This window comes from Bradyrhizobium pachyrhizi, assembly GCF_029714545.1.
Classification (GTDB): Bacteria; Pseudomonadota; Alphaproteobacteria; order Rhizobiales; family Xanthobacteraceae; genus Bradyrhizobium; species Bradyrhizobium pachyrhizi.
Genome location: NZ_CP121667.1, coordinates 2,472,018 through 2,489,348 on the forward strand (window position 1 = coordinate 2,472,018; position 17,331 = coordinate 2,489,348).

Genomic DNA, 17,331 nt, shown 5'->3' on the forward strand with positions numbered 1-17,331 from the left:
TCAGCCGGCCCAGAAGAAGCCCAGGATACCCGCGACAACCAGCGCGATGCCCGCGACGTCCAGCGCGGCGGCGGAGCGGGTCGCAGCACGCAAATGGGAGACCTGCGTCGCGCGTTCTGATCCCCGCGCGTAGCCATGGACGATGATCTCTTCATTGAACTCGCCATGCGCCTCGAGGGCGAGCGTCAGCCCGACGCAGACGAGCAGGATGCCTAAAATGATCAGGCCGAAGAATCCGAGCAGGCCGATCAGCAGCATCGGAAACATGCCGAGCAGGAAGACCGGCAGCAGTGGCACCAGCAGCAAGGTCTCGGATTGTCTTCGCATCGGCGACCAATCGAAGCGGCAAGTGATGGGGCCGAATCTAGTCCCGCCGTCGCGGCGCAACAAGGCGGCCCGCGTTCAAGACGGCGTCATCTTTCCCAACGTGTCATTCCCGGCTGCGCAATTGCGTATCTGAGGGCGCCGCGAAGCGGCGAGCCCGGAATGACGAGGAAGATTAGCCGGCTTGCCTCAGCCCGCGGCCATCTCGGAGCGGATCTCGGCGCGCAGTTCGTCGATCAGCCGCAGGCCGCTCTTGGTCTCGACGTGCCAGAAGGTCCAGCCGTTGCAGGCGCCGGAGCCCTGCGCGACGGCGCCGATGCGGTGGATCGAGCCGACCTTGTCGCCGAGCATGATGGCGCCGTCGGCGCGCACCAGGGCGCCGTGGCGCTTCTTGGCGTCGACCAGCCTGGCGCCCGGCACGATCATGCCGCGCTCAATCAATTCGGAGAACGCCACCCGCGGCGCCTCGCGCGCGGTCATGAACGGCGCCAGCGTTGCTTCCGGCAGCGGCTCGATCGCGGCGATGCGCGCCTCGGCGGCGGCGGCATAGGTCTTGTCGCGCTCGAAGCCGATATAGCTGCGGCCGAGGCGCTTGGCGACGGCGCCGGTGGTGCCGGTGCCGTTGAACGGATCGATCACGAGATCGCCGGGCTTCGAGGACGACAGCAGCACGCGGGCGAGCAGCTGCTCGGGCTTCTGCGTCGGATGCACCTTCTTGCCGTCGCCGTCCTTGAGGCGCTCCTCGCCGGTGCACAGCGGGATCAGCCAGTCGGAGCGTGCCTGCACGTCCTCATTGGACGCCTTCAGCGCTTCGTAATTGAAGGTGTAGCCCTTGGCCTTCTCGTCGCGCGCGGCCCAGATCATGGTCTCGTGCGCATTGGTGAAGCGGCGGCCGCGGAAGTTCGGCATCGGATTGGACTTGCGCCACACGATGTCGTTCAGGAGCCAGAAGCCGAGATCCTGCATGATCGCGCCGACGCGGAAGATGTTGTGATAGGAGCCGATCACCCACAGCGTTGCCGACGGCTTCATCACGCGGCGGCAGGCCAGCAGCCAGGCGCGGGTGAAATCGTCATACGCAGCGAACGACGAGAACTTGTCCCAGTCGTCGTTGACGGCATCGACATGCGACTCATCGGGGCGCTTGAGGTCGCCCTTGAGCTGCAGATTGTAGGGAGGATCCGCGAAGACCAGGTCGACCGAGCCGGCCTGAAGCTTCGACAATTCGGCCACGCAATCGCCAATGACGATGTGGCTCGATGGGGCACTCTCAAATTTAGTGCGGGGCGCCCTTGCAGACGCCCCGCGACGCGACACTACCATGACTCAAGAACTCTGACTCAGGCGACGCTGTCGGCGACGCGGGACTAAACAACCGACTGGCGTCACATTGACCCGTCAAAGTAAAAATCGACTTAATTGGAAATCTTCATGCAAAAGATTGCAGCATCTTTTGCGCATCATGGCGCAGTGCCGTCGGCGTTGTGCTGCAACATCAGCGCGTTCGGCGAAAAAATTTGCGGATCATCAAACCGGCACGATTTGCGCGGTAGATTCGCCCTCATTCGCAGCCGTTTGCACCGCAAGGGATGCGCCTCTTCCGGACTAGGCAATTATTGCCGGGCAGGATATTGATTAACAGAATGGAAATTTTAGGTTGGAGTGTCCCGCGTTGGGTCGCCGACTGGAATGAAGGGAAACCGCCATGCGCTATGATGATTTCCGCCGCAGCGACGACATCGAAGACCGTCGCGACGAAGGCGGGATGGGCGGAGGTGGCGGTGGCGGTTTCGGCATTCCGATGGGTGGTGGCGGGCTCGGCATCGGCACCATCATCGTGCTCGGCCTGCTCGGCTACGCCTTCGGCATCGACCCGCGCATCCTGATCGGCGGCGCCGAGATTCTCACCGGCGGCGGCCAGGCGCCGACCTACCAGACCGACCGGCAGTCGTCGGGCGGGCAGGCCAAGCGCGGCGCGCCGACCGACGAGATGGGCAGCATGATCGCCGGTATTCTCGGCGAGATCGACGATCGCTGGAGCGAGATCTTCAAGGCCAGCGGCCAGACCTACACCGGTCCGAAGATCGTGCTGTTCCGCAATGCCACCAATGGCGGCCGCTGCGGCATGGCGCAGTCGGCGATGGGACCGTTCTACTGTCCGCCGGACAAGACCATCTTCCTCGACACCGGCTTCTTCCGCGAGGTCGAGACGCGCTTCCGCGGCTGCTCGGGCAACGCCTGCAAGTTCACCGCGGCCTATATCATCGCGCATGAAGCCGGCCATCACATCCAGAACCTGCTCGGCATCATTCCGCGCGTGAACCGGCTGCAGCAGCAGGCCGGCAGCAAGGCCGAGGCCAACGCGCTGCAGGTCAAGGTCGAGTTGCAGGCCGATTGCCTTTCCGGCGTCTGGGTCAACCGCGAGGAGAAGAAGCGGCCGGGCTTCCTCGAGGCCGGCGACATCGACGCCGCGCTGACCACCGCGAACGCAATCGGCGACGACACGCTGCAGCGGCAGGCGACGGGCAGGGTGGTGCCTGATTCATTCACCCACGGCTCCGCGGCGCAGCGCAAGGAGTGGTTCATGAGGGGCTACCAGCAGGGCACAGTGCAGGCCTGCAACACGTTCGGCGGTAGCTTGTAGCTGCGTGCCGGTAGCGTCATCCCCGGATGAGCGCGAATGCGCTCACTCGGGATATGTTCGCCTCTTGGCGACCTCGAAGGATGACGGAGCCCGTGGCCCATCCTTCGCGGCTCGCCTGGCGGTGCAAGTGCACCGCAAGGCGAGCACGTCAGGATGACGTCAGCGGGATGGAAAGAGGTGTAAATGTCCTCACACGACGAATCCAAATCATTCATCCCGCTCAACATTGCGGTGCTGACGATTTCCGACACCCGCTCGCTGGCGGATGACAAGTCGGGCACCACGCTGGCCGACCGTCTCACCGCCGCCGGCCATAAGCTCGCGGCGCGCGAGATCGTCACCGACGATGTCGAGGCGATCAGAGCCGTGATCCGACGCTGGATCGCCGATCCCGCCGTCGATGCCGTCATCACCACCGGCGGCACCGGCTTCACCGGCCGCGACGTGACGCCGGAGGCGGTCGAGCCGTTGTTCGAGAAGCGGATGGACGGCTTTTCGATCGCCTTTCACATGCTGAGCCACGCCAAGATCGGCGCGTCGACGATCCAGAGCCGCGCCACCGCCGGCGTTGCGGGCGCCACCTTCATCTTCTGCCTGCCCGGCTCGCCCGGCGCCTGCCGCGACGGCTGGGACGGCATTTTAGCCGCGCAGCTCGACTACCGCACGCGCCCCTGCAATTTCGTCGAGATCATGCCGCGGCTGGATGAACATCTGCGCCGCCCAAAGGCGAAAGGCGCGAGCGCTTAGCCGCTGCTTTTGTGCCATCCCGACGCGCAATTGCGCATCTGAGGGCGTGTGAACCACGAACCCGAATCTCAAGGGTGAGCTTCCGTAGCCCGGATGGAGCGAAGCGAAATCCGCGGCAGTCTCTTCCGCGGCAGCACCGCTCCCGGATTGCGCTCGCTCCATCCCGGCTACGCAGTCCAGGCGCCTCGGCGCTGCGGATTCACAACTCCAGCTCCCAGGTCTCGCCGACCAGGTCGACGCCGAAGCTGTGGTGCTTTTCTTCCTTGACCCGCTCGAAGCCGGCGCGGGCGTAGATGCCGCGCGCGGCGACCAGGATGCTCTGGGTCCACAGTGTCATCTTCGTGTAGCCCTTCTCGCGCGCGACGCGGATGCATTGCTCGACCAGTGCGCGGCCGACGCCGAGTCCGCGCGCCTTTTCTTCCACCAGCAGCAGCCGCAGCTTGGCGACCCCGTCGCCGCCGTCCACCAGGAAGACCGAGCCGACCGGCTCGCCGTCGACCTCCGCGATCCAGCAATTCTCGCGGGCAGGATCGAACGATCGCAGAAACTGCGCGCAGATCTCGGCCACCAACGCCTCGTAGCTGATGTCCCAGCCATATTCCTCCGCGTAGGCTTGTCCCTGCCGCGAGACGACCCAGCCCATGTCGCCGACGCGATGGCTGCGCAGCAGGAAGCCGACCGGTTTCTCGGCCGGCGGCTCCAGCGATTGCTCGATCGTGCCCATCGCGCGCACCACCGCGGCGCGACGGTCGCTGTCCATCTGCTTCAATAGCGCCCCGACCTCGCTGCGCGAGCGGCGGTCGAGATCGGCGGCTGCGGTGCGGCCCTTGGCCGTGAGGGCCACCTCGTTGACGCGCTTGTCGGCCTTAGACGGCTTGCGCGTCACGATCTGGCGCCTTTGCAGCGCCGCCAGCGTGCGGCTGACGAAGCCGGCATCGAGGTCGAGATCGCGCACCAGATCGGTTGCGGTGCAATTTTCGCGATGCGCGAACTCGTAGATGATCCGCGCTTCCTGCAGCGTGAATGTCGAGTGCAACAGCTTCGGCTCGATGATGCCGAGCTTGCGGGTATAGAACCGGCTAAAGCCGCGGACAGCGGCGACCTGGCTCTCGAGCGTGGTGTCATGGGAATTTGATTTCATCAAATATATTATTTGACGGAATCAAATAATCCGCAAGCGCTTTGTTCAGGCTACCATGATCCGGCTGCGCAGCATGGTGCGGGAGGAGCGGCCGAGCCGGCGCAGCAGGCGCGCCTCGGAGCGGCGGGCGTCCGGCCGGTAGCCGCCGATCCGCTCGTAATGCTCGCGCGCGATCAGGAGCCCTTGTTCAGCCGAGGGGCCGGTGATCATCCGGGCGACGAATTTGAGGCCGTCGCGCAGGCCCGGGTCGGTGTAGGGCGCGCGGGCGTAGCGGAAGATGCCGGCGCGGTCCTTGCCACTCGCCGCCACCATCTGGATGAACTGCGTGGTTTCCTCGATCCAGCCGGCATCGAGCACCGCGCCCGGATGCAGGAACATCAGCCAGGGCGACCGCGCCTGCCGCGCGCCTGCCGCAAGCGCCGCGGCGCGCGTGCCCTCGAAGCGCAGGAAGCGGCAGCCGGCGACGTCGGCGACGCGCTCCATCACGTCGCTGTTGCTGCGGTCGACCAGCAGCACTTCGCGGATGACGCCCGCGGCCGCGCCCGGCACCAGCGCCGCCAACGTTGCGACCGCGGTGCGCTCGACGCCGTCGGTTGGAATGATCACGCTCAGCATGATTTTGAGGCTTCGATGGCTCAAACGGTGGAGAAACTCCGGCCGTGTTATCACCTTGTCATATTCAAAGCAGCCTGTTCGCGTGCAGAATTATGTAGCAAGGTTCTGTGGAATTTCTCAGTTCATGTTCTTGATTTGTTCTCGCGCTGTGTTAGCTTCAAAGCATGAGCCGAGCATCCTCTCATGCCCTCAAGCACCCGCCGGTAACGGCGCCCTCCGATAACCCGGCGGGTGCACCTTCACCCTTTCCCGAGCTTGCGGTCGCGATCGAGCGCGTGCGGCGGCGCGGCCGCGGCGCGCAGTCCAACGCCAGCGGCCGCTACGAGGCCGAGGCCCGCGTTGCCTTCGACGACGGCTGGCAGAGCCTCGAGGACCTGCCGCCGTTCACGACCAGCGTGGCGCTCGACACCTCGCGCAAGGTGATCACCCGCAACGACTCGCCCGACATCGGCTTCGACCGTTCGATCAATCCGTATCGCGGCTGCGAGCATGGCTGCGTCTATTGCTTCGCGCGGCCGACCCACGCCTATCTCGGCCTGTCGCCGGGGCTGGATTTCGAATCCAAGCTGTTCGCCAAGCCGGACGCACCCGCGCTGCTCGAGAAGGAGCTGGCGGCGCCGGACTACGAGGCGCGGATGATCGCGATCGGCACCAACACCGATCCCTATCAGCCGATCGAGCGCGACCGGAAGATCATGCGCGGCATCCTCGAGGTGCTGGAGCGCGCCGGCCATCCGGTCGGCATCGTCACCAAGTCGGCGCTGGTCACCCGCGACATCGACATCCTGGCGCGGATGGCCAAGCGCAATCTCGCCAAGGTCGCGCTCTCGGTGACGACGCTCGACCCGAAGCTTGCCCGCACCATGGAGCCGCGCGCCTCGAGCCCGCCGAAGCGACTCGAGGCGCTCAAGCGGCTCGCCGACGCCGGCATCCCGACCACGGTGATGGTCGCGCCCGTGATCCCGGCGCTGAACGACTCCGAGATCGAGCGCATCCTCGATGCCGCCGCGCATGCCGGCGCCAGGGAGGCGAGCTACGTGCTGCTGCGCCTGCCGCTAGAGGTGCGCGATCTGTTCCGCGAATGGCTGATGGCGAACTATCCCGACCGCTACCGTCACGTCTTCACGCTGATCCGCGACATGCGCGGCGGCCGCGACTACGACTCGCAATGGGGCACGCGGATGAAGGGCACCGGCCCGATGGCCTGGATGATCGGCCGCCGCTTCGAGATCGCCTGCGAAAAGCTCGGCCTCAACAAGCGGCGCACCAAGCTGACCACCGATCACTTCGCCAAGCCGAAGCGTAACGGACAGCAGCTCAGCCTGTTCTAGGTTAAGACCCGTAGCCCGGATGAAGCGCAGCGAAATCCGGGGCTCTTCGACTCCTGGCTGAAGCTTTCCCGGATTGCGCTTCGCTCCATCCGGGCTACGAACATAACAATGAGTGAGTGCAAACATGAGTAACACCCCGACCGCACGCTTCACCGTCCTCACGCTCGGCGTCAGCGACATGCGCGCCAGCATCGGCTTTTATGAATCGCTTGGCTTCACCAGGAAGATGCGCGCGACCGGCGAGGAGGTCGCCTTCTTCGAGACCGGCGGCACCGTGCTCGGCCTGTTCCCGTGGCATCTGCTCGCCGCCGATGCCGGGCTGCCGGATCAGCCACGGCCGTTAGCGTTCCGCGGCGTCGCGATCGCTTGGAACTGCAACGACGACGCCGAGGTCGATCGTGTGATGGCGTTCGCGCTGTCGAAAGGCGCCAGGCTGCTGAAGCCCGCGCAGCCCACCAGCTATGGCGGCTATTGCGGCTATTTCGGCGATCCCGACGGCCACGCCTGGGAAGTGGTGCGCGCGCCGGGCTTTGAGGTTCGCGACGACCGCCGGGTGTCAATTCCCGATTAGAGCGTCGATCCCGATTGGAGCGGCAGATTGAATAACGGGGAAGGGCGCCAGGTTCCCGGTTGCGCCACGGGCCGGGCTTGATCACCATCCCGGTATGATTCGGGACAAGTCCAGCGGCACGTCCAAGACCGCGTCGAAGAAGAAACCGGCCGAGCCGGCCAAGCCGGACAAGCGCGTCATCGTGGTGACGCGGCCGAGCTTTCGGCGTGAGCGCGCGCTGATCAAGCGCGGTGTCTGGCCGGTTGCCGGCTGCGACGAGGCCGGGCGCGGGCCGCTGGCGGGTCCGGTGGTCGCCGCCGCCGTGGTGCTGGACCCAAATCGGATTCCCAAGGGGCTCGATGATTCGAAGCGGCTGACCGTCGAGCGCCGCGAGGAACTGTTCGAGGAAATCTGCGCGACAGCAGCGTTCTCGGTCGCGGTGGCGTCACGGGCGCGGATCGACCGCGACAACATCCTGCGCGCCTCGCTGTGGGCGCTCGCGCGCGCCGTGCATGCGCTGCCGGAAATGCCGAAGCACGTCTTCGTCGACGGCCGCGACAAGCTCGCCACGTCCTGCGACTGCGATGCCGTGATCGGCGGCGACGGCATCGTGGCCTCGATCGCGGCGGCCTCGATCATCGCCAAGGTGACGCGCGACCGCCTGATGTGCGCGCTGGCGCTGGATTGTCCCGGCTACGGCTTCGAGCAGCACAAGGGCTATGCGGTCCCGGAGCACCTCGAGGCGCTTGACCGGCTCGGGCCGAGCAGCCATCACCGCAGCTTCTTCGCGCCCGTCGTCGCGGCGCGGCTGAAGCATTTCCCGGTCCCGGCCGAGCCGGACCTGTTCACGGTGGACGCCGAAAGCGAAGCCGCGGCATCCGAAGCGGCGTAAAGCGCGGCGGCGCCGCATTCTCGGTGTCATCGCCCGGCTTCGACCGGGCGATCCAGTATTCCAGAGACAGTTGTGTTCAAGCCTGGCCGCCGCGGCGTACTGGATCCCCGGCCTTCGCGGGGCATGACACCTGCATTTGACTTTGCACCGTGGACTCATCCGGCCCCGGTTGCCTCCACCGCCGCCGCCGTTTATCAAAAACCCTCGGGATCAGATGGTGCCGCTTGATAGGGGTGGCTGGGGCATTTCAGGCGTTTCATGCGGTTTACCTCCCTGGTTGTCGAACTGATCCGCGCCCGGCCGCGCCTCGTGGTCTGGATCGTGGTGCTGGCGCAGGCCGCGATCTGGCTGTTCCTGCCGGCCATCTTCTACGGCAGTCCGCCCGGCAACCTCGCCACCATCCTCGCCTTCGGCCGCGAATATCAGGTCGGCACCGACATGGGACCGCCGCTCGCGTTTTGGCTCGCCGACATCGCCTTCCGCGCCGTCGGCAATCACGTGTTCGGCGTCTATCTCCTGGCGCAGGTCTGCGAAATCGTCACCTTCATCGCCTTCTACGCCCTGGCGCGCGCCATCGTCGGCGGCCCGCAGGGCGTGCTGGCGGTGCTGCTGTCGATGACGGTCGTGGTGTTCTCCTCGCCTAGCGTCGAGTTCGGCCCGCTGATCCTGGCGCGCCCGCTCTGGGCGCTGCTGCTGCTGCATTCCTGGCAGTTGATCGGCCAGGACCGGCGCAGCGCCTGGTTCGCCTGGTCGATCGATTGCGGCCTCCTGCTGCTGACGACGCCGGCGGCGATCGGCATGATCCTGCTCGTGACAGGCTTTGCGCTCGCAACCGAGCGCGGGCGGCGCATGCTCAAGTCCGTCGATCCGATCTACGCGCTGCTCGTGATCATCGTGCTGGCGCTGCCCTACCTGATCTGGCTGCTCCGCGCCGACGTGCTGGCGCTGCCGGCCCTGCCGGCACTCGCCGATCTCAAGGCGCACGCGCTGCGCTGGGGCGTGGTGCTCGGCGGGCTGATCGTGGCGACCGCCGCGATCGCGATGCTGGCAATGCTCAATTCGCGCTGGTTCGCCCGCGATACGGAGGATGCTCCGATCATCTACCGTCCGCCGGTCAGCCAACTGGCGCGGCAATTCGTGTATTTCTTCGCGTTCGCGCCGGCGATCGCCGGCAGCTTCGTCTCCGGCCTGTTCAATCTCGATCGCGCCTTCGGCGGCGCCGGTGTGGCGCTGCTGATGTCCGGGCTCGCCGTCGTGGTCGCGACCGGCGACCTGATCCCGCTCAGGCGGCAGCGGTTGCTGCGTTCGGTCTGGGCCCTGGCGGTCGCGGCGCCTGCGGCGCTCGCGCTGGCGGCGGCGCTGTTCCTGCCCTGGACCAGCACCACGGAGGCGTCCACCTCGCTGCCGGCAGCCGCGATGGGCCGCTTCTTCGATGACAGCTATGAGCGCCGCACCAACCAGCGCCTGCGCGCGGTGGCCGGCGATCCCGAACTTGCCAGCCTGATTGCGATGAACCGCCGCCGCCCGCATCTTTTGCTCGACGCCACGCCGCAGCGGACGCCGTGGCTGTCGGTCGCGAAGTTCAACGAGACCGGCGGCGTCGTGGTGTGGCGCGCGCAGGACACCGCCGGCACGCCGCCGCCCGACATCGCGCAGCGCTTCCCTGGCCTCGTGCCCGAAGTGCCGCGTTCGTTCGACCGGTTGGTCAACGGACGGCAGCCGGTGCTGCGGATCGGCTGGGCGATCGTGCGGCCGAAGGGGACGTAAGGGATCCTGCGATCGACTACCCGTTCTGCGACCGGGCGAGGCACAAAATGGACTTCAATCCGCCTGCAGGCTCGAAGATTTCCGTCGTCACGGAAGGCCCCGATCCAGTTATCGTCATCCCCCCGGACAATTCGATGGCGCTCTCGGCCGGGCTTCTCATGGTGATCCTCCTCGTCTTCGGGGTGATCGTCTTGATCCATACGGCTTCAACGATTCTATCCGGACAGGGAAACGTGTTTCTTGTGATTTGGATGGGATTATGGATGCCTGGCCTCGCATTCGCTGCGTGCGCGCTCTATCGCCTGTTCCGCCGCCGCCGCCGCGGCCCGGTACCGGAAACACTGACTCTGAAGCGTAACGGCGTTGGCTATGATTCCGGCCTTGTTCCGCTGCTGCTGAAAGGCAGGGCTATCAGCTTCCCCAAGCAGATGCATGTCGATCTTGATCACCGACAACTACAATCCCTTCGCCTGCGTGGGAACGTCGTTGGCCAATGGCGTTTGACAATTGATGTCGGTGCCGATCGGATAGACATCGCACCGAATGCAAGCGGGGTCGAGCGAGAATGGATCGCCCGCCTCCTGGCGAAGCACTACGGGCTGACGCAAGTCTGATCGGAAGCGGCCCCGTCGGCTCTACCCATCCTACCGAAGCTATGCGTTCGCCGCCTGCAGCACCTTCGCGATCGCGCGCAGATCCTGCCACGACAGCCGCTTGTACGACGGCGAGCGCAGCAGATAGGCCGGATGGAAGGTGGCGACGGCGCGGATCGTGCGGGTGCCGGTGTCGTAGTCGATCCATTTGCCGCGCGTGCGCATGATGCCCTCGCGCGTGCCGAGCAGCGCCTGCGTCGAGGGATTGCCGAGCGTCACCAGCACGTCGGGATTCACCAGTTCGATATGGCGCTGGATGAAGGGCAGGCACACCTGCGTCTCCTGCGGCGTCGGCGTGCGGTTGCCGGGCGGCCGCCACGGGATCACGTTGGCGATATAGGCTGAGCGGCGGTCGAGCCCGATCGCGGCGATCATGCGGTCGAGCAGCTTGCCGGAGCGGCCGACGAACGGCAGGCCCTCGATGTCCTCGTCGCGGCCCGGCGCCTCGCCGACGAACATCACGCGCGCCTGCGGATTGCCGTCGGCGAACACCAGCCTGGTCGCGGTGTGCTTGAGCGCACAGCCGTCGAAATTCTCCATCAGCGTGCGCAGGGCCTCAAGCGTCGGCGCGGTCCGCGCAGCCTCGCGCGCGGAGGCGATCGCGGCATCCGGCGCCACGGTGATTTCGCTGCGCGGAACTGACGGGATCGGCGGCGGACGCTGCGGATTGAGCGCAACTGATGGACGCGGCGCGGCAGGGGCGGGAACTGGCTCCGGCTCCTCGAGCCGGTTGATGGGGGCATCGCCAAGCGCGCAATCGACCCCGGCCTCGAGGTAAAAGGCCAGCAATTGCTGCAGTGTAGGGGTGTGCTCGGGCATCAGGGCCATGATCGCGGCAATTTAGAGCATGATCCGGAAAAGTGCAGGCTCCTTTTCGGAAAAGATTATTCTCTTGCGGTACTCGGGCCGTGCAAACCCATGGAAGCGCAATTCCATGGTTGTCCTTCCGCCAAAAATCGGAAACAACGACCCCTGAAAAGCTTAGAAGCGTTCTCAATGGGCTGAGATCAAAGATCATGAGTGCTGAAGACCTTCCTCCGCGCGAGTCTATGGAATTCGACGTCGTCATCGTCGGCGCCGGCCCGTCGGGCCTGTCGGCCGCGATCCGGCTGAAGCAGCTCAATCCGGAGCTCTCGATCGTCGTGGTGGAGAAGGGCTCCGAGGTCGGCGCGCACATCCTGTCAGGTGCGGTGATCGATCCGGCCGGCCTCGACAAGCTCGTGCCCGACTGGCGCGAGGATGCCGACTGTCCCCTGAAGACGCAGGTCAAGGACGACCGCTTCTACCTGACGACGTCGCAGGGCTGGTTCCGCATCCCGAACTTCATCATGCCGCCGCTGATGCACAATCATCACTGCTACATCGGCTCGCTCGGCAATGTCTGCCGCTGGCTGGCGCCGAAGGCGGAGGCGCTCGGCGTCGAGATCTATCCGGGCTTCGCCGCCGCCGAAGTGCTCTATGACGACAAGGGCGCGGTGCGCGGCATCGCCACCGGCGACATGGGCATCGCCAGGGACGGCAGCCACAAGGATTCCTACACCCGCGGCATGGAGCTGCTCGGCAAGTACACGCTGTTCGCCGAAGGCGCGCGCGGCTCGCTGTCGAAGCAGCTGATCGCGAAGTACCGGTTGGATGCCAAGAGCGAGCCGCCGAAGTTCGGCATCGGTTTGAAGGAAGTCTGGCAGATCGACCCGGCGAAGCACAAGAAGGGCCGGGTGCAGCATACGCTCGGCTGGCCGCTGAAGGACAAGACCGGCGGCGGCTCGTTCCTCTATCACTACGACGACAACCGCGTCGCGGTCGGCTTCGTCGTGCATCTCAATTACGACGATCCCTATCTGTCGCCGTTCGACGAATTCCAGCGCTTCAAGACCCATCCCGACGTCCGCGAGCTGTTCGAGGGCGGCAAGCGCCTCGCCTACGGCGCGCGCGCCATCACCGAAGGCGGCTATCAGTCGGTGCCGCGGCTCTCGTTCCCCGGCGGCGCGCTGATCGGCTGCGCCGCAGGCTTCGTCAACGTGCCGCGCATCAAAGGCGTCCACAACGCGATGGGCTCGGGCATGCTCGCCGCCGAGCACGTCGCTGCTGCGCTCGGCGCCGGCCGCGCCAATGACGAACTGGTCGAGTACGAAGACGCCTGGCGCTCGTCGTCGATCGGCAAGGACCTGTTCAAGGTCCGCAATGCCAAGCCGTTCCTGTCGAAGTTCGGCACCATGTTCGGCATGGTGGTCTCCGGCTTCGACATGTGGTGCAACACGCTCGGCTTCTCGCTGTTCGGCACCCAGTCGCACGCCAAACCGGACCGCAAGACGCTCGACCCGGCCAAGCAGCATCAGCCGATTGCCTATCCGAAGCCGGACGGCAAGATCTCGTTCGACAAGCTGTCGTCGGTGTTCCTGTCCAACACCAACCATGAGGAGGACCAGCCGGTCCATCTCAAGGTTGCCGACCTCAATTTGCAGAAGACCTCGGAACACGACGTGTTCGCCGGTCCTTCCAACCGCTATTGCCCGGCCGGCGTCTATGAATGGGTCGAGGAGTCCTCAGGCCCGCGCTTCCAGATCAACGCCCAGAACTGCGTCCATTGCAAAACCTGCGACGTGAAGGACCCCAACGGCAACATCACCTGGGTTCCGCCGGAGGGCGGCGGCGGTCCGAACTACGAGGCGATGTAAGGTGAGGCGGCCGACCACATTTGCGTGAGGCCGACGCGCGCGTTGCCGCAACCTCCGCTTGGCCTCTCCGCGTGTGGAGCGGCCGGATTGCACCACCGGCGACAACAGAAGACGCAGAAAAGGGTGCCGTGGCACCCGTATCTCGCGCTTTTTGCGTCCGCATGCGAATATGCCCGGCCCGGTCACGATACCGCCATAGTGGGGGCGTCTTGCGGGGGCTGGCTGGATCGGCGGGCCTAAAGGCCTAATCTGCCAATTGATTCGTCATGGGTTGCCTTTGGGCGATCCTTGCGGATAAGCGCCAAAAGCGGCATTGTCGCCCCGCCGTGATGCCGCCGCTTGGGTTCGCATTTTGAGACTGATCGCAAGATCTTGGCCATAAAATCCATCTTGGCGTAAATCCCTGGAGCAAGGCGACCGTGATGCTGTCCACCCGATTCAACCGCCTGACGATTGCCGTTCTCGCTGCCGCGGCACTTGCCGTGCCTGCGCAGCTTGCAGCGCAAACGCCGGACCATCCGACCGACAATACCGCGCAATTCCCGTCCAAGAACGACCTGAAGTCGCTGACCACCGCCGGCAGCTATCTCGCCGCCCGCCACGCCAGCGTCGAGCGCGATGCGACCTCGGCCGCGGCGTTCTACCGCTCGGCGCTGCGCACCGACCCGAAGAATTCCGAGCTGCTCGACCGCGCCTTCATCTCCTCGCTCGCCGACGGCGACATCGAGGAGGCGGTCAAGCTTGCCGACCGCATCCTCACCCAGGACAAGGCCAACCGCGTTGCGCGCCTCGTCGTCGGCGTGCGCGATCTCAAGCTGAAGAAATATGCCGCCGCGCAGTCCAACATCAACCAGTCGGTGCGCGGCCCGATCACCGATCTCGTCGCGACGCTGCTGTCGGCCTGGGCCGCCTATGGCGCCGGCGACAGCAAAGCCGCGGTCGCCTCGATCGACAAGCTGACCGGCCCCGAGTGGTACCCGATCTTCAAGGACCTCCATGCCGGCATGATCTACGAGCTGTCCGGCAAGGAGAAGGATGCCGGCGCCCGCTTCGAGCGCGTCTACAAGCTCGACGATTCGATGCTGCGCACGGTCGACGAATATGCGCGCTGGACCTCGCGCAACAAGGACGCGGCCGCCGCGACCGCGATGTACGAGGCGTTCGACAAGAAACTGCCGCGTCACCCGCTGGTGCTGGAAGGCATCAAGGAGACCAAGGCCGGCAAGAAGCTGCCGCCACTTGTCGAGTCACCGCAGGCCGGCGCGGCCGAGGCGCTGTACGGCATCGGCGCGACGCTGACCCGCCGCGGCGGCGAAGACCTCGCGCTGGTCTATCTGCAACTCGCGCTCTATCTGCAGCCCAACCATCCGCTGGCGCTGCTGTCGCTCGCCGATCTCTATGAATCGGTGAAGAAGCCGCAGATGGCGATCAAGGTCTACGAGCGGATGCCGGCGTCCTCGCCGCTGAAGCGCAACGCGCAGATCCAGCTCGCGACCAATCTCGATGCCGCCGACCGCAGCGAAGATGCGATCAAGATCCTCAAGGAAGTCACATCGGATCAGCCGAAGGACATCGAGGCGATCCTGGCGCTCGGCAATATCGAGCGCGGCCGCAAGAAGTTCGCCGACTGCGCCACCACCTATTCGCAGGCGATCGACGCGCTGCCGGCCGGCGGCGACAAGAACGCCTGGGTCACCTATTACTATCGCGGCATCTGCGAGGAGCGCTCCAAGCAGTGGAACAAGGCCGAGGCCGACATGCGCAAGGCGCTCGAGCTGCAGCCCGAGCAGCCGCATGTGCTGAACTATCTCGGCTATTCCTGGATCGACCAGGGCATCAACCTCGACGAAGGCATGAAGATGATCAAGCGTGCCGTCGATCAGCGCCCTGACGACGGCTACATCGTCGACTCGCTCGGCTGGGCTTATTACCGGATCGGCAATTACGAGGAGGCGGTGAAGAACCTCGAGCGCGCGATCGATCTGAAGCCGGAAGATCCGACCATCAACGACCATCTCGGCGACGCCTACTGGCGCGTCGGCCGCACCCTGGAAGCCAAGTTCCAGTGGGCGCATGCCCGCGACCTCAAGCCCGAGCCGGAAGAGCTGCCGAAGATCCAGGCCAAGATCGACAACGGCCTGCCGGACGACACCTCCAACGCCGCCGCTGCCGAGAAGAAGAAGGACGACGACGGCAAGGGCGGCTGAGCGGCGGTCGTCGCGCTGCATCTTCATAAAATACCGTGATGCCCGGGCTAGTCCCGGGCATTGACGTTTGCCCGTCATGGCCGGGCTTGACCCGGCCATCCATCCCTTCGAGAAATTCGTTCTTGGTTGATAGATGCCCGGGTCAAGCCCGGGCATGACGAGTCATGGCGGAATTTCCATCCAAACAAAGGGATAGGATCGTGCGGCGATTTACGCTAATCGCATCACGATGTTTGTTTTTTAGGGGTTTATCGCCGTGCCGGCGCTGATTGAAGAAGGGCGTGCCAAGGTCAACCTGACGCTGAAGGTTGTCGGGCGGCGCGTCGACGGGTTTCACGACTTGGAGAGCGTCGTCGCGTTTGCCGATTGCGCCGATCGTCTCACGCTCGAGCCGGGACCGGAGCTGTCGCTTTCGATGGCGGGACCGCTGGCCGATGCCTGCGGCGATACATCGGACAATCTGGTGCTGAAGGCCGCGCGGCTGCTCGGCGAGCGCGTCGCGGACCTCGAGGTCGGCCACTTCACGCTGGAGAAGGTGCTGCCCGTCGCGGCCGGCATCGGCGGCGGCTCGGCGGATGCCGCGGCGGCGCTGCGGCTGTTGGCGCGGCTCAACGAGCTCTCGCTCGACGATAGCAGGATCATGGAGGTCGCGCTGCAGACCGGCGCTGACGTGCCGGTGTGCGTCGCCTCGCGCGCCTGCGACATGACCGGCGTCGGCGAAGGCCTGCTGCCGCTCGACCTGCCGAAAATGCCGTGCGTGCTGGTCAATCCGCGCGTGCCGGTTGCGACCAGGGACGTCTTCAATGCGCTCGGTCTGCGCAATGGCGAGCTCCTGATCGGCGCCACCGACGTCGTGATGCAGGCGCCGTCGTGGCCGGAAGCCGGCCGCGCGATCGACGATTGGATCGCGGCGCTGGAGCGCGGCACCAACGATCTCGAAGCCCCCGCGGCGCGCATCGAGCCCGTCATCAGTGACGTGCTGTCCGCGCTGCGTGACACCCGGGACGTTCGTCTGGTGCGCATGTCGGGCTCGGGCGCGACCTGCTTTGCCGTGTTCGGAACCGACGCCGACGCCGAGGCGGCCGGCGAACAACTCCGCGCCGATCACCCCGGCTGGTGGGTGCATGCGGGCACGCTGAGCTAGCGCGCGCTCATTCTCCCTCCGTCATTCCGAGGCTCGCGCCAGGAGGCGCGCCCTCAGGTGCGCAATTGCGCACCGGGGAATGACGACGGAGAGGGGTGCGACAAAACAACCCGACGGGCAACTCAGCAAAACCTGTCAATCCTCGCACGCGAAAATATTTCGCTTTATCCGAAGCGTAACTCAGTGCTATAGAAGCAGCCGTCTCACCCGACACGAGGGGCGCTTCGCGGTCGTCACGAACGTGGGTCGAGATGCGGTGGACGCTGCGCGTGGTGCTGACGAGAGCACGCAAGGCGCACGGCGAAATCGTGCAGGCCTGACGCCCTAGCGGCAGGTGTCTCTTCGCAAAACGCGAACGCGTCTTGTGAAGACGGTGACAAAAAAGCCCAGTCTCGCCGGGGAGAGCACGTATAAGCCGTAACCCATCGCGCAGGGAAAGCCGGGTTGTTTCCGGTTACACCTGTGGTCCTACCCCCGAGCCTTCTACCCATTGCTCGGGGCCCATGGGTGCGATCGGCACCCGGCTTTCCCTGCGCCCTCTGTTGATCAGAGGGCGGAACGAAGAGCAAAGCTCGGACAGATCATGTCGCGAGAATGCGGAAGTTTGACTCACTGACCGTGCCACCTATTCGGTGTCGTCC

16 protein-coding genes are annotated in these 17,331 nt (G+C 65.4%); 11 read left to right on the forward strand and 5 right to left on the reverse strand.

Features of this window, described 5'->3' with window-relative positions; genetic code table 11:
• A complete protein-coding gene (locus tag QA639_RS11335; RefSeq protein ID WP_244978365.1) occupies nt 1-390 on the reverse strand; it encodes a hypothetical protein in 390 nt (129 codons plus the stop codon).
• A gap of 123 nt (nt 391-513) precedes the next feature.
• Nucleotides 514-1,647: a site-specific DNA-methyltransferase gene (locus QA639_RS11340; protein WP_028334794.1), complete on the reverse strand. Its 1,134-nt coding sequence runs from the start codon at nt 1,645-1,647 to the stop codon at nt 514-516.
• 108 nt (nt 1,648-1,755) lie between these two features.
• Between QA639_RS11340 and QA639_RS11345 the strand changes: the two genes are divergently transcribed.
• The 3 genes from QA639_RS11345 to moaB all read left to right on the forward strand — a co-directional run bounded on the left by QA639_RS11345 (nt 1,756) and on the right by moaB (nt 3,715).
• Entirely contained in the window at nt 1,756-1,959 is a 204-nt protein-coding gene (locus QA639_RS11345; protein WP_157340463.1) for a hypothetical protein, read from the forward strand.
• A 70-nt stretch (nt 1,960-2,029) separates the two neighbouring features.
• On the forward strand, nt 2,030-2,968 hold the full coding sequence (ypfJ, locus tag QA639_RS11350; RefSeq protein ID WP_028334795.1) for a KPN_02809 family neutral zinc metallopeptidase: 939 nt from the start codon (nt 2,030-2,032) through the stop codon (nt 2,966-2,968).
• A 183-nt stretch (nt 2,969-3,151) separates the two neighbouring features.
• Nucleotides 3,152-3,715: a molybdenum cofactor biosynthesis protein B gene (gene moaB / locus QA639_RS11355; protein WP_028334796.1), complete on the forward strand. Its 564-nt coding sequence runs from the start codon at nt 3,152-3,154 to the stop codon at nt 3,713-3,715.
• A gap of 199 nt (nt 3,716-3,914) precedes the next feature.
• Here the strand turns inward: moaB and QA639_RS11360 are convergent, their stop codons facing one another.
• Both QA639_RS11360 and QA639_RS11365 read right to left on the reverse strand, forming a co-directional pair.
• Nucleotides 3,915-4,856 (reverse strand): bifunctional helix-turn-helix transcriptional regulator/GNAT family N-acetyltransferase, encoded by a 942-nt coding sequence (locus QA639_RS11360; RefSeq protein ID WP_157340461.1) that lies wholly within the window; start codon nt 4,854-4,856, stop codon nt 3,915-3,917.
• A gap of 45 nt (nt 4,857-4,901) precedes the next feature.
• Entirely contained in the window at nt 4,902-5,471 is a 570-nt protein-coding gene (locus QA639_RS11365; protein ID WP_018273373.1) for a glycosyltransferase family protein, read from the reverse strand.
• A gap of 164 nt (nt 5,472-5,635) precedes the next feature.
• On the opposite strand from QA639_RS11365, the gene QA639_RS11370 reads away from it, so the two are divergent.
• The 5 genes from QA639_RS11370 (at nt 5,636) to QA639_RS11390 (ending at nt 10,625) form a co-directional block, all read left to right on the forward strand.
• Nucleotides 5,636-6,802, forward strand: a complete 1,167-nt coding sequence (locus QA639_RS11370; protein WP_157340459.1) for a PA0069 family radical SAM protein — start codon at nt 5,636-5,638, stop codon at nt 6,800-6,802.
• A 124-nt stretch (nt 6,803-6,926) separates the two neighbouring features.
• The gene (locus tag QA639_RS11375) at nt 6,927-7,373 is read left to right on the forward strand and encodes a VOC family protein (RefSeq protein ID WP_028334799.1); all 447 of its coding nucleotides are present in this window, start codon (nt 6,927-6,929) and stop codon (nt 7,371-7,373) included.
• 94 nt (nt 7,374-7,467) lie between these two features.
• Nucleotides 7,468-8,244, forward strand: coding sequence for a ribonuclease HII (locus QA639_RS11380; protein WP_157340457.1), 777 nt, complete (start codon nt 7,468-7,470; stop codon nt 8,242-8,244).
• Between the two features lie 258 nt (nt 8,245-8,502).
• Complete coding sequence (locus tag QA639_RS11385; protein WP_157340455.1) at nt 8,503-10,011, forward strand: glycosyltransferase family 39 protein; 1,509 nt, start codon at nt 8,503-8,505, stop codon at nt 10,009-10,011.
• 47 nt (nt 10,012-10,058) lie between these two features.
• Entirely contained in the window at nt 10,059-10,625 is a 567-nt protein-coding gene (locus QA639_RS11390; protein ID WP_157340454.1) for a hypothetical protein, read from the forward strand.
• 39 nt (nt 10,626-10,664) lie between these two features.
• On the opposite strand, the gene QA639_RS11395 is transcribed toward QA639_RS11390, so the two are convergent.
• Nucleotides 10,665-11,486 carry a uracil-DNA glycosylase gene (locus QA639_RS11395; RefSeq protein ID WP_157340786.1) on the reverse strand — a complete coding sequence of 274 codons (822 nt, stop codon included), beginning with the start codon at nt 11,484-11,486 and terminating at the stop codon, nt 10,665-10,667.
• A gap of 194 nt (nt 11,487-11,680) precedes the next feature.
• Here QA639_RS11395 and QA639_RS11400 point away from each other — a divergent pair, with 194 nt between their 5' ends.
• The 3 genes from QA639_RS11400 to QA639_RS11410 all read left to right on the forward strand — a co-directional run bounded on the left by QA639_RS11400 (nt 11,681) and on the right by QA639_RS11410 (nt 16,690).
• Nucleotides 11,681-13,339 (forward strand): electron transfer flavoprotein-ubiquinone oxidoreductase, encoded by a 1,659-nt coding sequence (locus QA639_RS11400; protein ID WP_157340452.1) that lies wholly within the window; start codon nt 11,681-11,683, stop codon nt 13,337-13,339.
• Nucleotides 13,340-13,761: 422 nt separating this feature from the next.
• Nucleotides 13,762-15,546, forward strand: a complete 1,785-nt coding sequence (locus tag QA639_RS11405) for a tetratricopeptide repeat protein (protein ID WP_157340450.1) — start codon at nt 13,762-13,764, stop codon at nt 15,544-15,546.
• A gap of 256 nt (nt 15,547-15,802) precedes the next feature.
• The gene (locus tag QA639_RS11410; RefSeq protein ID WP_283089779.1) at nt 15,803-16,690 is read left to right on the forward strand and encodes a 4-(cytidine 5'-diphospho)-2-C-methyl-D-erythritol kinase; all 888 of its coding nucleotides are present in this window, start codon (nt 15,803-15,805) and stop codon (nt 16,688-16,690) included.
• Nucleotides 16,691-17,331 lie beyond the last annotated feature (641 nt).